Origin of the sequence: Salipiger sp. PrR007 (assembly GCF_010499845.1) — a bacterium.
Taxonomy (GTDB): Bacteria; Pseudomonadota; Alphaproteobacteria; order Rhodobacterales; family Rhodobacteraceae; genus Salipiger; species Salipiger pacificus_A.
Genome location: NZ_JAAGOZ010000017.1, coordinates 25,545 through 39,400, shown reverse-complemented (window position 1 = coordinate 39,400; position 13,856 = coordinate 25,545). Strand labels below are relative to the sequence as shown.

Sequence of the window (13,856 nt, the reverse complement as noted above, 5' to 3'; positions counted from 1 at the left end):
AGCCCGACCGCCCTCCAGAGGAGCCGCCCAAATGTCCCTGACCGGAGCTCTTTCCAACGCGACCAGCGGCCTGACCGCGAACAGCCGGGCCGCCACGGTGATCGCCTCGAACATCGCCAATGCGTCCACCGAAAGCTATGGCCGGCGCGAACTCGAGACGGCGTCGCGCGCAAGCGGCAGCCATGGCGGCGTGCAGGTGCTCGGGGTGCTGCGCCAGGTCGATGCGGCGGTGCTCTCGGACCGTCGCCTGTCCGACGCGGGCAGCGGGTACGCCGGCGAGATGGAGGCCTTCGCCAGCCGCATCGCCGGGCTGGTTGGAGAGAGCGGCGCGCTGGGCTCACTCACGGGGCGCCTCGCGGCCTTCGAAACGGCGCTGGTCTCCGCCTCCGCCGACTCTGCCTCGACGCAGCGGCTGCAGACCCTGGCGAGGGCCGGGCTGGATTTCACCGACATGCTGAACGCGCTCGGCAGCGACCTGCAGCAGAGCCGGGTGGCGGCCGATGCCGGGATCGCTCGGCGGGTGGACCAGCTGAACACTGGTCTCGCCCGTGTGCGTGCGCTGAACGAGGCGATCGCGGCAGACGTCCTCCGCAAGGGTGACGCCGCCTCGCTGAAGGATGAGCGACAGCGGGTGATTGATGCGCTTGCCGAAATCGTGCCGCTGCGCGTCGTCGACCGGCCGCCCGGCGCGCAGGCGATCTACGCCGCCTCGGGCACCGTGCTGCTCGACCCGACAATCAACAGCGCCCCGGCGGAGATCGGCTTCACCGCCACCGGGGCGATCGACGCGGCGATGACCCTCGCGGGGGGGGCGCTCTCGGGGTTGACCATCAACGGTGTCGCCATCTCCAGCAGCAACGCCGGACCGCTTGGTGGCGGCAGCCTCGGCGCCCAGTTTCAGATCCGCGACCTGCTGGCGCCCGAACTGCAGGCTGGGCTCGACGGGCTGTCGCGGGACCTCATCGACCGCTTCGCCCCCGGCGGGCCGGATGGCACGCTTGCCCCCGGCGATCCCGGGCTTTTCACCGATGCGGGGGCGGGCTTTGATCCGCTCGACGAAGTCGGCCTGGCCGGGCGGATCACGCTCAACGCGCTCGTCGATCCGGAAGGCAGCGGTACCTGGCGCCTGCGCGACGGTCTGGGCGCGGCCACTCAAGGGCCGGTCGGCGATGCGACGCTGCTGACCGGTTACATGACCGCGCTGGAAACCCTGACCGTGCCCGCCTCGGCGAGCCTCGGCAGCGGCAGCAAGGGCTTCGCCCAGCATGTTGCCGAATTCCACTCGGCGCTTTCGCTGACCCGCATCCGGGCCGAGGACGAGCTGAGCTTCACCACGGCGCGCACCACGGCGCTGCGTGAAATCGAGCTCTCCAAGGGGGTCGACAGCGACGCCGAACTCCAAGCGCTGATCCGGGTCGAGCAGAGCTACGCCGCCAATGCCCGCGTGATCAGCGTGGTCGATGAGTTGATGCAGCGGCTGCTGGCGATTTGAGGAGGAACAGCCATGGACACGGTCGGAGATTTGGCGCGCAGCCTCGTGCTTGGCACGCATCACACGCGGCTCAACCGCGCCCTCGACCAGCTCGGCGTCGAGATCGCGACAGGCTTCCTGAGCGATCCGGCGCGGCACCTGCAGGGCGACGTCACCGGGCTGGTCGCGCTCGACCGCGACCTCTCGCGGCTCGAGGCCTTCCGCGTCAGCACGACCGAAGCCGCGGCGCGTTCGGCCACGATGCAGACCACGCTCGAGGAACTGCAGGGCCGAACCGAGTTGCTGTCGCAGGTGCTGCTCTCGGCCGAGCTGACCCCGACCCAGGAAATGCGAGAAACCTTCTCGGAAGAGGCGCGCAATGCCATGGGGCAGCTGCTCGCCGGGCTCAACCGCACGATCGGCGGTCGTTTTCTCTTTTCCGGCACGGCCAATGACACGCCCGCCGTCGAAGGGACGGAGGATATGCTCGACGACCTGCGGCTCGCCCTCTCCGGGCAGTCCACTGCGGCGGATATCGGCGCCGCGCTCGACACATGGTTCGACAGCGCCGGCGGCGGCTTCGAGACCACCAGCTATCTCGGGGCGACGCAGGACGCGAGCCCGATCCGCATCGGCAGCGGCGAGTCGGTTTCTCTGGACATCCGCGGCGATAATCCCGTTTTCCGTGCCTTGCTGAAATCCGTCGCCAAGGCGGCGCTGGCGACCGATGACACGCTGGCGCTCGCCCCCGAGGTGCAGACCGAGCTGCTGTCGCAGGCCGGCCGCGAATTGCTTGGTCATCAACAGGGCATCGTGGAGCTGCGCGCCGGGCTCGGCGCCAAGGAGGCCCGCATCGCGGAGATCACCACGCGCAACGCCGCCGAGCGTTCGGCCCTGAGCATGATGCGCGTGGATCTGGTCGGCACCGACAATTTCGAGGCGGCAACCCGCTACGAGACCATCCGCGCGCAGCTCGAAAGCCTCTACGCGATCACCGCGCGCTCGTCGCAGCTCTCCTTGGTAGATTTCCTGTGATGGTCCGCGGGTGGGCTCTTCTGTTTCTTGCCGGAATTCTCGGCGCGGGTTTGGTCGGCAGCGCGGGACCATGTGCCGCGCAGGCGGTGCGCATCAAGGACCTGGTCGAGCTCGACGGCGTGCGGTCCAACGATCTGGTGGGCTACGGGCTGGTGGTCGGTCTCAACGCCACCGGCGACGGGCTGCGCAACGCGCCCTTTACCGAGGAAATCATGCAGAACATCCTCGAGCGGCTGGGCGTCAACGTCACCGGAGAGCAGTTCCGGCCGCGCAACGTCGCTGCGGTCTTCGTCACCGGGCGCTTGCCGCCCTTCGGCCGCGCCGGGAGCCAGATCGACGTGACGGTTTCGGCCATCGGTGACGCCAGCAGCCTGCTGGGCGGCACGCTGATCATGACGCCGCTCAACGCGGCAGATGGGCAGATCTACGCGGTGGCGCAGGGCACGGTGATCGCTGGCGGTGCCGAGGCGCAGGGCAATGCTGCGCGGGTGATTCAGGGTGTGCCAACCTCGGGGGAGATCCCTGCCGGCGCCCGGATCGAACGCGAGGTCGATTTCGATTTCACCCAGCTCGCGACCTTGAGACTGGCCTTGCGGGAGCCGGATTTCACCACTGCCGGTCGCATCGAGCGGGTGATCAATACCGCGGTCGGGGCCGCGGCGGCGCGCATGCTGGATGCGGGCACGGTCTCGGTCGATCTGCGCCGCACCGGCGCCGGGTCTCCGGCGCGGGCGGTGGTGGCGATCGAGAACCTGCCGGTGGAGCCGCAGCGCCGCGCCCGGGTGGTGGTCGACCAGCGTTCGGGTACGATCGTCATGGGCGAGGATGTGCGCATCTCGCGTGTCGCGGTCTCGCAGGGCAATCTCACCCTGCGCATCGACGAGGCGCCCCTGGTGGTGCAGCCCAACCCGTTCGCCGAGGGGCAGACGATCGTGGTGCCCCGCAGCAACGCCAACATCGTCGAGGAACCGGGCATCGGCCTTGCCGAGGTGCCGGGAGGGACCTCGCTGTCGGAGGTGATCGCCGGGCTCAATGCGCTGGGCGTTTCGCCGCGCGACATGATCGACATCCTCAAGAGCATCAAGGCGGCGGGCGCGCTCCATGCTGAATTCGTCGTCATGTGAGCCGGGCAGGGGCGATGCCCCGTGCCGTGGGCTGCGAGAAAACCAGGGGTGAAGGAGTCACCGGATGCTCGGCATCATCGGCATAGTTGTCATTTTCGGCATGGTCTTTGGCGGCTACCTGGCAGCGGGTGGGAAGATGTCGATCATCATCAAGTCGCTGCCGTTCGAGATGATGATGATCGGCGGTGCCGCGGCGGGCGCCTTCCTGCTCGGAAACGACGGCAGCGTCGTGAAACACACCCTCGCGGATATCGGCAAGGTGTTCAAAGGCGTGAAGTGGAAGCCCAATGACTACAAGGAGTTGCTCTGCCTGCTCTTCGAGTTGATCAAGCTCGCCCGGCAGAGCCCCGTGGCGATCGAGGAACATGTGGAATCGCCGGGCGAATCGGCAATATTTTCCAAGTACCCGAAGATCCAGAGCGACAAGGTTGCCATCGAGCTGATCTGCGACACGATGCGCTCGATGTCGATGAATTACGACGACCCGCACCAGGTCGAGGAGGTGCTCGACAAGCGGATCGAGGCGCTGGAAGAACATCGCATGCATTCGAGCCACGCGCTGCAGAGCATGGCGGATTCCCTGCCAGCGCTGGGAATCGTGGCGGCGGTGCTCGGGGTGATCAAGACCATGGCCTCGATCGACCAGCCGCCGGAGGTTCTGGGCAAGCTGATCGGTGGCGCGCTGGTCGGCACGTTTCTCGGGGTCTTTCTCGCCTATGGCTTCATGGGCCCCTTCGCCAACAAGGTGAAGGCCGTGGTCGGAGAGGACCTGCATTTCTACAAGCTGATCCGCGAGGTGCTGGTGGCCAACCTGCACAACCACGCGACCAATATCTGCATCGAGGTCGGTCGGCAGAACACGCCGGCGCATTTCCGGCCGAGCTTCGTCGATCTCGAGGAGGCGCTGAAATCGGTCAAGCAGGAGGCAGCATGAACACCGGGTGGCAGGAGATCAGGCGCCGCGCCCGGCTTCCGGTCCTGTTGCTGGTCCTTCTGCTAGAGCTGCGGCCGGACCCCACCGCGGCGCAGCAGGTCGTGCTGCGCAGTGGGGAGCATGACGGTTTCACCCGGCTGGTTCTCGACCTTCCCGAAGGCCTTGGGTGGCAGGGCGTCCCGGGTCCGGACGGCGCGAGCTACCTGGTCGAGCTGGCGAGAGGCGGCTTCGAGATCCGTCTCGACGACGTTTTTCGGCGCATCGGCCGCGACCGGGTTGCTGCGGTCGCGGCGCTGCCCGGCGGAACGGGGGTCGAGCTGGCGTTGGCCTGCGATTGCGTGGTGGAGAGCTCGCTCCACGACGGGCACTTGGCCGTGCTCGACGTGCGGCCGCGCCGGGCGAATGAGCCCAGACCCGAGCCGCCCCCTGCAACCGCGCAGGCGAACGGGGCGGCGCGGGTGGAAGACAGGACCGTGGTCGAGACACCGGGGGCGCCGCCAGGGCTGGACCTCGGTCTGCTTCCCGGCCTGTCCGACGCCGCGGGGGCGCGGCGGTTGCTGCCGACCTTCGATCCGGGTCCGCGGCTGGTCGACGAGGTGCTGACACCCGCGTCGGATCGCGAGATCGCCCAGAGTTTCGGCCAGTCCCTCGCCGAGGAACTCGCCCGCGGCGCCACGCAGGGTCTGCTTGACGCCGATGGGCCGCTGCAGGAACCGATGAAACAGGCCGGCACGCCGGAGGATGGCTCCGGTGCCGAGGCAGATCGCGCGGCGCGGGCCCCGGACCCGATCAGCGCCGAGATCCTGGCAGGTTCGGCGGCGCGCGGGTTCGGCGCCACCTCGGTGTTGCGCCTCGGCGGGCAGCGGGCCTGTGTCGAAGATCGGCGCCTCGACCTTCCCGGCTGGTTCGGCGAGGAGGGCGAAGCCGCCGCCGTTGCGCGGCTCGGGGCGCTGCGCAGCCGGCTGCTGGGAGAGTTCGACCGCATCGACACGCAAGTGCAGCGCGACCTTGCGCGGCTCTACATCTCTCTCGGGTTCGGTGCCGAGGCGCGGGCGCTCTTGCGGCTCGAGAATGACATTCCCGACCCGGTGCTGATGACTCTGGCGACGCTGACCGAGGGCGGCGCCGATCCGGCGGGGGTGTTTGCCGGGCAGAGCGAGTGCCCCGGCCGCGCCGCGCTCTGGGCGGTGCTTGGCGCGCGCGGCTTGCCGGACACGGCGCAGATCGCAGTGCCGGCGATCATGGCGACCTTCGAGGAGCTGCCTCTCGGGCTGCGCCGTATCCTCGGCCCGCGGCTGTCCGAGCGCCTCGCCGAGGAGGGCGAGTTCGACGCCGCACGCAACGTCCTGTCGCGGCTTGCGCGGGCGTTGGGGCGAGTGACCGAGGAAATGCAGCTCGCCGCGGCGCGGATCGCCCGGGCCACGGGTGCCACGGCAGAGGCGGAAACGCTGCTCTCCGAACTGATTGCCGCGCCGGGCGAGCTGGGGGTCGCCGCGGCGGTCGAAAGTATCGACCTCGCCACCGCCGAGGGCCACCAGGTACCGTCGGAAATGGTCGAGCTGACCGGCGCCTACAGCACCGAGCGACGCACGACCGACTCGCGCGATGCGCTCTGGCTGGCGCATGTGCGGGCGGCTTGGGCCAACGCCGAATTCGACCGGGCCTTCGCCGAGATTTCCGGCCCCGCCGAAGTTGCCGCCGAGACGCGCCTGCGCGCCCGGGCAGAGGCCCTGGAGGCGCTCACCGCCTCGGGCCCGGACGCGAAATTCCTGCGGCACGCGCTCGATCCTCTCAACCTCGCCCTGGCGCCGGTGGACCCCGGTCTCGCGCTGAAGGTCGCGGACCGGCTCCTGGCGCTGGGCTTGCCCGAGGCTGCCGGGCGCTGGCTTGCGGGGCCCGCGCCGCCAGGGCGGGCACATGACTGGCGGCTCCTGGAGGCGCGTCTGGCGCTTGCGAGCCAACGGCCCGAGGCCGCGGAAATCGCGCTGGTCGGGCTGCAGGGCGATGACGTGCTCCGGCTGCGCGCCGAGGCCCGCGAGGGCATGGGGGACTTCGAGTTTGCCCAAGCCGCCTACGAGCAGCTCGGCGATGCGCAGAACGCGGCGCGCCTCGCCTGGCTCGCTGGCGATCTCGAAGCGACGGCGCGCGGAGAGGACCCGGTGCTGGCTGAAGCCGCGGCGCTGGCACGCGCGGCACCGCCGGAGGCAGGCATGCCCACTCTGGAGCAGGGGCAGGCGCTGGCCGAGAGCGGCAAGAGCACGATCGAGACGATCCGCGCCTTGCTCGCCGAAAGCGCGGTTCCAGCGCTGTGACCGGATTATCCCGGGCGGGGCAGCTTGGCCGGAAAGGAAATCGAAAGCGAATCTGCCTAGACCGACAGGATGATCTGCAGGATGCGGAATGAGAGACTTGAGACCCGGACCTCCTAGATCGCGCACCCCGAACCGCTGCGGCTGCCGGCGGCAGGACGCTGGGCTTGCGGGCCTCTGCGACGCCGCGGGTGGCGCGCTGCTCGCGGTGGTCCTTTTGTTCTTGGGTCTGGCGGCGCCCGCGCGGGCAAGCGCGGCGGCAGAAGATAGGCTGCGCTGCGATCGCGCCGCCGTTCTGGCGGCAGAGCGGCTCGGGGTTCCCGTGCCGATCCTGCGCGCTGTCACCCGGGTCGAGACCGGGCGCCGACGCGACGGCGCGCTGCAGCCCTGGCCCTGGACGGTGAACCTCGGCGGTGACGGCTTCTGGTTCGACAGCGCCGCAGAGGCGCGGGCCTTTGCTTCCGGGCAGCTGGCGCGCGGCCGTCGCAATATGGACATAGGCTGCTTCCAGGTGAACGTCCGCTGGCACGGGCAGGCCTTCGACTCCACCGACCAGATGTTCGATCCCGAGGCGAACGCGCTCTATGCCGCAGGGTTTCTCAAGCGGCTGCATGGCGAGGAGGGGGATTGGGACCGGGCGGTGGCCGCCTATCACAGCCGCACGCCGGAATATGCGCGCCGCTACATCGCGCGTTATCGCAGCGTGCGCGAGTCGCTCGCCGGCGCGCCGCCTCCGGAGGCCGCCCGCGACAACGGCTTTCCGCTGCTGGTGGGGCAGGGCGCGCGCTTGCCTGGCTCGCTGACGCCCCTGGGAGGCGCGGCGCGCCCCTTCCTCGATCTGCGCCAGGGTCGGCGCGATCCGGCGGGGGGCTGAGTCATGGCCGAGATGACCGCGGCCGCCACCCCCGGCCTTTTCCGACCGACGGTGCTGCTCGCCGTGGCGCTGATGGCGATCATCGTGATGATGATCCTGCCGATGCCCTCGCTGGTGCTCGACCTTGGCCTCGCGGTCTCCTTCGGCCTGGCGATCCTGATCTTCACCGTCACGCTCTTCATCGAGCGGCCGCTGGATTTTTCCTCTTTCCCGACGATCTTGCTCGGCGCGCTCATGCTGCGGCTCTCGCTCAACGTCAGCTCGACCAAGTTGATCATAGGGCAGGGGCACACGGGCACCGGCGCCGCCGGTGACGTGATCGAGGGATTTGCAAATTTCGTCATGGGCGGCAGCGTCTTTCTCGGGCTGGTGGTCTTCGGCGTGCTGATGATCGTGAACTTCGCGGTGATCACCAAGGGCGCCGCGCGCATGGCCGAGGTGGGCGCGCGCTTCGCGCTTGACGGCATGCCGGGCAAGCAGCTGGCGATCGACAGCGACATGTCCGCCGGCGCCATCGACCATGCCGAGGCCAAGCTCCGCCGCGAGCGCGAGCAGCAGGAGACGACCTTCTTCGGCTCGCTCGACGGCGCCTCGAAATTCGTCAAGGGCGACGCGGTGGCGGGGCTGCTCATCACCCTGCTGAACCTCGTGATGGGCATGATCATGGGGATTTTCGGCCATGGCATGGCGCTGGGAAACGCCTTCGAGACCTACGCGATCCTGACGGTCGGTGATGGGCTGGTCTCGCAGATACCGGCGGTGATCATCTCCATCGCCTCGGGGCTCCTGCTCGCCCGCGGTGGCGCCACCGGAGCGACCGATGTCGCCGTGGTCGGGCAACTGGCGCGGCACCCGGCAGCGCTGGGGACGGTCGGCCTGCTCATGGCGCTCTTCGCGCTGGTGCCCGGGTTGCCCTTCGTGCCCTTCATGTTGGGCGCGGCGATCCTCGGCGCGCTGGCGCTGCGGATGCGGCGGCGCCTGTCCCTTGCGGATACGGTGGCGCCGCGCGAGGCGCAGCCCGACATTCCGCGCGAGCGGCCGATCGGGGATCTGCTCGACCTCGATGAGATCCATCTCGAATTCGCTCCCGACCTGGTGGACATGGTGCTCGATCCGGGCACCGGGCTCGACATCCGCATCGCCAACATGCGTCGGCACGTGGCGGCGAGCTACGGGCTGATCTTGCCCGAGATCCGGCTCACCGACGCGCCGGCGCTGGCAACCGGCGTCTACGTGATCCTCGTGCATGGGGTTGAGGTGGCGCGGGGCGAGCTCAATCCCGACCTGGTTCTGGCGCTGGTGCCCGACGAGCCCCGCGCCCTGCCCGACGGTCGCGATGTGACCGAGCCGGTCTACGGCGCCCCCGCCCGCTGGATCCGCCCCGAGGATCAGGACCGCGCGGCGCTCACCGGGGTCACCATCGTCACCCCGGCCGAGGTCCTGGCGACCCATCTTCTCGAGGTCATCAAGCGCAATTTCGGCCGGCTCCTGACCCTCAAGGCGCTGCGCCGTCTGCTCGACGAGATGGTCTCGCTCTCCGATCCCGCGCGGGCCGAGGCGAACCGGCGGCTGCTCGACGAGCTGATACCTGACAAGGTGCAGATTGACACGCTGCACGTGGTGCTGCGGCTGCTGCTCGAGGAGCAGGTGAGCATCCGCAACCTGCCGCTGATCCTCGAGGCGGTGGCCGAGATGCGCGGCCAGCAGAGCGCTCCCGAGGCGATCTGCGAGCACGTTCGCCAGCGGCTCGGTTTCCAGCTGGTCGCGGCTATGTGGCGCGACGACGGTACCATCCCGCTGATCCAGCTTGCTGCCGAATGGGAGGATACATTCGCCAGCCACCAGGTCGATGGCGGGCGCGGCGTGCTCGACGTGGCGCTGCCGCCCGACACCTTCGAGGCGCTCACCCGCGGCATCGCCGAGGAGGTCGGCAACGCCGGCAGCCGCGGCATCTACCCGGCGCTGGTGACCTCCTCGCGGCGCCGCAGGTTCCTGCGCACGATCATGGCGGCCAAGGGGCTGTCGACACCGGTTCTCTCCTTTGAGGAAATCGGCCTCGAGGCGCGCCCGGCCCTGGTCGGGCTGGTTGCCGCATGACCGGGCTCGTCCCGCTGGCAGAGATGGGCACGCAGGGGCTCTGGCTCGGCCTGCTGGTTCTGCTGCGCGTCGGCGCCGCGCTCTTTGCGCTGCCGGGCCTGGGCGAGAGCTGGGTGCCCGCGCGGCTGCGGCTCGTGCTGGCGCTGCTCCTGAGCGCCGCGATCCTGCCGGCGGTCACCGCCACGCTGCCCACTGGCTCGCCCACCTTGGCGCTGCTGCTGCGCGCCCTGGCGACCGAGACTGTCGCCGGTCTCTTTCTCGGGGTGATGCTGCGGCTCTTCGTCTTTGCCCTGCAGACCGCCGGCACCATCGCCGCGCAGGCGACATCGCTCTCGCAACTGCTCGGCACTGCCGCGGCGGATCCGATGCCGGCCCTGGGGCATGTGCTCAGCGTTGCCGCGCTGGCGCTGCTCATGGCGACCGGCTTTCACGTCAAGGCCGCCGGCTACCTGATCCTCTCCTACGACATCTTGCCGCCGCTGGCGCTGCCTAACCCGGCGATTCTGGCGCAGGTCAGTCGCGCCGAGGTCAGCCGCGCCTTCGCGCTGGCCTTCTCGCTTGCCGCGCCATTCGTGATCCTCTCGGCGCTCTACAACCTGACGCTCGGCTTCATCAACAAGGCGATGCCTCAGCTCATGGTCGCCTTCGTCGGTGCGCCTGTGATCACCTTCGGAGCGGTGGCGCTGATGGCGCTGGTGGCGCCCACGCTGCTGGCGGTCTGGCTGGCGCAGGTCGACCACTTCCTGTCGGCCCCCTTTCGGTAGCGCGCGATGGCGGCAGAGGAAGGCGCGGACCGCAGCCATGACGCCTCGCCGCGCAAGCTGGCCGAGGCGCGGCGCAAGGGCGACCTTGCGCGCGCGCCGGATCTGCTCACCGCGGCGGGCTACCTCGGGCTGCTGATTGTCGCCATGGCGCTGGGGCCGGAGACGCTGAGAGCGCTCGGCACGGTGCTGCTCGCGCCGATCGACCAGCCCGAGCGGCTGGTGCCGCTGATCTTCGAGGCGCCGGCCACAGGCGCCGCGGGGGGGCTCATGCGCGAGGTGCTGCGGGCGGTCTGGCCCTGGTTCGCGGTCCCGGCGCTGACGGTGTTGCTGGCGCTCTTCGCGACCCGCGCGCTGGTTTTCACCCCGTCGAAGCTGATGCCCAAGCTCGAGCGCCTCTCGCCGCTGGAGAATGCGCGCAACAAGTATGGTCGGCGGGGACTGTTCGAGTTCTTCAAGAGCTTCGGCAAGCTCTGCCTCTATTCCGCGGTGCTCGGTTTCTTCCTGTCCTCGCGTCTCGAGCAGATTGCCGCCAGCGTCGCCCTCCCCGCCGGAGAGGCGGCCGGGCGACTCGCCGAACTCATGCGCGCGCTCCTGGGTCTCGCGGTGCTCGTCGCTGCCGCGCTCGGGGTCATCGACCAGCTCTGGCAGCGCGCCGAGCATCTGCGCCGTCTTCGCATGTCGCAAAAGGAGCTTCGCGACGAGCAGAAGGAGGCGGAGGGCGATCCCATGTTCAAGCAGCACCGCCGCGCCCGGGCGCAGGAGATCGCACTCAGCCGGATGATCGCAGAGGTGCCGCGTGCCGACGTGGTGATCACCAACCCCACCCATGTCGCGGTGGCGCTGCGCTGGGAGCGCACGCCGGGTTCCGCGCCGGCTTGCGTCGCCAAGGGCCAGGGCGAGATCGCCCGGCGGATTCGCGAGATCGCAGCCGAACATGGGGTCCCGCTGCACGCCGATCCGCCGACGGCCCGGGCGCTCTTTGCCACCACCGAGGTCGGCTCGCAGATCGCGCCGGAGTTCTACCGGCCGGTCGCCGCCGCCATTCGCTTTTCCGAGGAGATGCGCGCCCGTGCCCGCCGGGGCTGGAGGCGCGGCGGATGAGCGGCCCGGAGTCCGAGCTGCTGCGCGTCTCGGCGCTGCTGCGCGATCGGGCGCTTGCGGCGTACCGCCGCGATCTCGAGGCAGAGGCGGGGTTGCGGGCCGAGCGGGACAGGATCGACGCGCTGCGACGGGCTGCCCTTGTCGGCAGCGGCGGCTTGAGCGCCCATCAGGTGCTGGGCATGCAGGCGATCTGGCAAGGCGAATTGCTGCACCGCCGCGCCGCGATCCAGATGGGCCTCGCCGACGCCCGGGCCCGGCAGGGCTACAGCGGCAGCGCCGCCCGGGCAGCCTTTTCGCGCGATGAGGCGGCGAGGCGCCTGGTCGAAACCGCGCGCCGCGCGCGCGCCGCGCAGTGGCTGGCGGCGGAAGAGCGCAGCCTCGAGGAACTGGCCAGGTTGCGGCTCTGGCGCGCGTCGTCGGAAGGGAGGGCGGGCCGGCCTAATTGTCCTGACGGGCGATATCCGTGATCAGCACGTCCTTGACGCGCGCGCCTAGGATGTTGCGCGCGGTTTCGAAGAGCACGCGGCGCAGCGCCTCCATCCGCGGCGTCTGGGTGAAATTGCCATCGAAGCCGCCGATATTGGCGTGATCGAAAAGCGCTCGCAGGAATCCGTCGCGCAGCTTCGGCTCCTCGTCGAAGATGCTCTCTGTGCTGCCGGCGCTGACCTCGAGCGAGATCGACAAAACCACCAGCGCACCGACCCGCGCGTCTTCGACAACCGGCACCACGAACTGGTTGTTGAGCTTGACGTATTCGGTTTCGCCATCATGGCCCCCGGCGGCACCGTCCCCGCTCTCCTCCTCCCCGTGATCCGCGGCCGCCATGTCCGCGGCGGTGTGGTCCTCCGCCCCGGCGGGGGGGGGCTCTGCGTGGCCGGCGTCGGGGGTGGCGTGTCCGTTGGGCCCCGGGGCGAAAAAGAGGCCCGCGCCGATGCCGGCGCCGGTACCGATCAGGGCGAGGAGGAGGGGCAGGAGCTTTTTCACGCGGGGCTCCTCAGAACGGCAGAATCATGTCGAGCGCCTGCAGTCCGTAGCGCGGTTGCTGCATGTCGCTGATCTGCCCGCGCCCGCCGTAGGAGATGCGGGCCGAGGCAATCTTGTCATAGGTGATCTCGTTTTGCCGCGAGATGTCCTCGGGACGGACGAAGCCGGAAACCAGCAGCTCGCGCATCTCGAAGTTCACCCGCACCTCTTGCAGCCCCGAGATCTCGAGCACGCCATTCGGCAACACCTTGGTGATTGTGGCGGCGACCCGCAGGGTCAGCTTCTCGTTGCGGCTCACCGATCCGTCGCCGCTGGCGCTGCTGGTGCTGCTGATGTCCACCGCCGAGGCCAGCGAGGTGCCATCGGTCATCGTCGCTTCGTGGCGCTGCGGATAGCCGAAGAACTCGGGGATCCCGAGGCTTTCGGAGGCGGCGCGCGACCGGTCGGTGGAATTGGAGATTTCGGCCCGCTCGTCGATCTCGATCACCACGGTCAGGATGTCGCCGCTGCGCATGGCGCGGCGGTCGCCGAGCAGCGATCCGCGCGCGCCGCTCCAGAGCGAGGCGTGGTCGGTTACCCGCAGCGGCAGCGCCGGGTCGGAGGCGGTGGAATAGGCCATGGCGGCATGCTCGGCGCCGTCTTCCTTGGGGGTGAAGCCGGGCGGACGGCCGAGGTGGTCGAGACGCCCGCAGGTGGCAAGAAGGGTCAGGAACAGCAGAAGGATCGCGAGGCGATACATGGCTCACTCCGGCGAGACGTCGACGCGGCCGTCGGCGCCGATGGTCCCGAACAGCAGGTTGCGCGAGGAAAGGTTCATAACCCGGATCCTGTCGCCTTCGCGGCCCCGTGACATGGCGCGCCCCTCGGTGGTGATGCGCAGCCCGGCATGGTCGTAGACGAGGTCGACGAGCTGGTTGCGCTCCACCAGCGCAGGTTCGGTGAGCTGCACCTTCAGCACCGGCTGCCCGGGGTAGATGGCGACGCGGCTTTCCCGCCCGATCACCGCCTCCAGTGTCTCTGCCGCACCCTCGGAGCGCCGCGGATCGAGGCGAACGGCCTCGGGCGCGATGACCTCCTGCGCGCGGATGGTGCGTGCCGCCACGACGATCTCGGCCCCGGCGGGGCCAGCAGCGAGCAGCAGGGCCAGCAGCGCCGCGCGCATC

At 69.7% G+C, this 13,856-nt stretch carries 13 protein-coding genes; 10 read left to right on the top strand and 3 right to left on the bottom strand.

Annotation, left to right across the window (positions count from 1 at the left end):
* The first annotated feature begins 31 nt into the window (after positions 1-31).
* From flgK to G0Q01_RS07090, 10 genes are all read left to right on the top strand, one after another.
* Entirely contained in the window at positions 32-1,492 is a 1,461-nt protein-coding gene (flgK, locus tag G0Q01_RS07135; RefSeq protein WP_164213152.1) for a flagellar hook-associated protein FlgK, read from the top strand.
* Positions 1,493-1,504: 12 nt separating this feature from the next.
* Positions 1,505-2,506, top strand: coding sequence for a flagellin (locus tag G0Q01_RS07130; RefSeq protein WP_164213151.1), 1,002 nt, complete (start codon positions 1,505-1,507; stop codon positions 2,504-2,506).
* The gene (locus G0Q01_RS07125) at positions 2,506-3,630 is read left to right on the top strand and encodes a flagellar basal body P-ring protein FlgI (RefSeq protein ID WP_164213150.1); all 1,125 of its coding nucleotides are present in this window, start codon (positions 2,506-2,508) and stop codon (positions 3,628-3,630) included. Before G0Q01_RS07130 ends, G0Q01_RS07125 begins: the two co-directional genes overlap by 1 nt.
* Positions 3,631-3,694: 64 nt before the next feature.
* On the top strand, positions 3,695-4,564 hold the full coding sequence (motA, locus tag G0Q01_RS07120; protein WP_164213149.1) for a flagellar motor stator protein MotA: 870 nt from the start codon (positions 3,695-3,697) through the stop codon (positions 4,562-4,564).
* Positions 4,561-6,876, top strand: a complete 2,316-nt coding sequence (locus G0Q01_RS07115) for a hypothetical protein (protein WP_164213148.1) — start codon at positions 4,561-4,563, stop codon at positions 6,874-6,876. The genes motA and G0Q01_RS07115 overlap by 4 nt, the downstream gene beginning before the upstream one ends.
* An 88-nt stretch (positions 6,877-6,964) precedes the next feature.
* Positions 6,965-7,747 (top strand): transglycosylase SLT domain-containing protein, encoded by a 783-nt coding sequence (locus G0Q01_RS07110; protein WP_164213147.1) that lies wholly within the window; start codon positions 6,965-6,967, stop codon positions 7,745-7,747.
* 12 nt (positions 7,748-7,759) lie between these two features.
* Positions 7,760-9,844, top strand: a complete 2,085-nt coding sequence (flhA, locus tag G0Q01_RS07105; RefSeq protein WP_164213278.1) for a flagellar biosynthesis protein FlhA — start codon at positions 7,760-7,762, stop codon at positions 9,842-9,844.
* Entirely contained in the window at positions 9,841-10,608 is a 768-nt protein-coding gene (locus G0Q01_RS07100) for a flagellar biosynthetic protein FliR (RefSeq protein ID WP_164213146.1), read from the top strand. The genes flhA and G0Q01_RS07100 overlap by 4 nt, the downstream gene beginning before the upstream one ends.
* Positions 10,609-10,614: 6 nt before the next feature.
* Entirely contained in the window at positions 10,615-11,709 is a 1,095-nt protein-coding gene (locus G0Q01_RS07095) for a flagellar biosynthesis protein FlhB (protein ID WP_164213145.1), read from the top strand.
* A complete protein-coding gene (locus G0Q01_RS07090; protein ID WP_203594929.1) occupies positions 11,706-12,176 on the top strand; it encodes a hypothetical protein in 471 nt (156 codons plus the stop codon). Before G0Q01_RS07095 ends, G0Q01_RS07090 begins: the two co-directional genes overlap by 4 nt.
* Here G0Q01_RS07090 and G0Q01_RS07085 read toward each other — a convergent pair.
* Genes G0Q01_RS07085 through flgA form a run of 3 tightly spaced genes read right to left on the bottom strand, consistent with a single transcriptional unit; the run spans position 12,148 to position 13,855 of the window.
* A complete protein-coding gene (locus tag G0Q01_RS07085; RefSeq protein ID WP_164213144.1) occupies positions 12,148-12,693 on the bottom strand; it encodes a flagellar basal body-associated FliL family protein in 546 nt (181 codons plus the stop codon). The two genes, G0Q01_RS07090 and G0Q01_RS07085, sit on opposite strands and share 29 nt — an antisense overlap.
* Positions 12,694-12,703: 10 nt before the next feature.
* Positions 12,704-13,432, bottom strand: coding sequence for a flagellar basal body L-ring protein FlgH (flgH, locus tag G0Q01_RS07080; protein WP_164213143.1), 729 nt, complete (start codon positions 13,430-13,432; stop codon positions 12,704-12,706).
* A 3-nt stretch (positions 13,433-13,435) separates the two neighbouring features.
* Positions 13,436-13,855, bottom strand: coding sequence for a flagellar basal body P-ring formation chaperone FlgA (gene flgA / locus G0Q01_RS07075; protein ID WP_164213142.1), 420 nt, complete (start codon positions 13,853-13,855; stop codon positions 13,436-13,438).
* Position 13,856 lies beyond the last annotated feature (1 nt).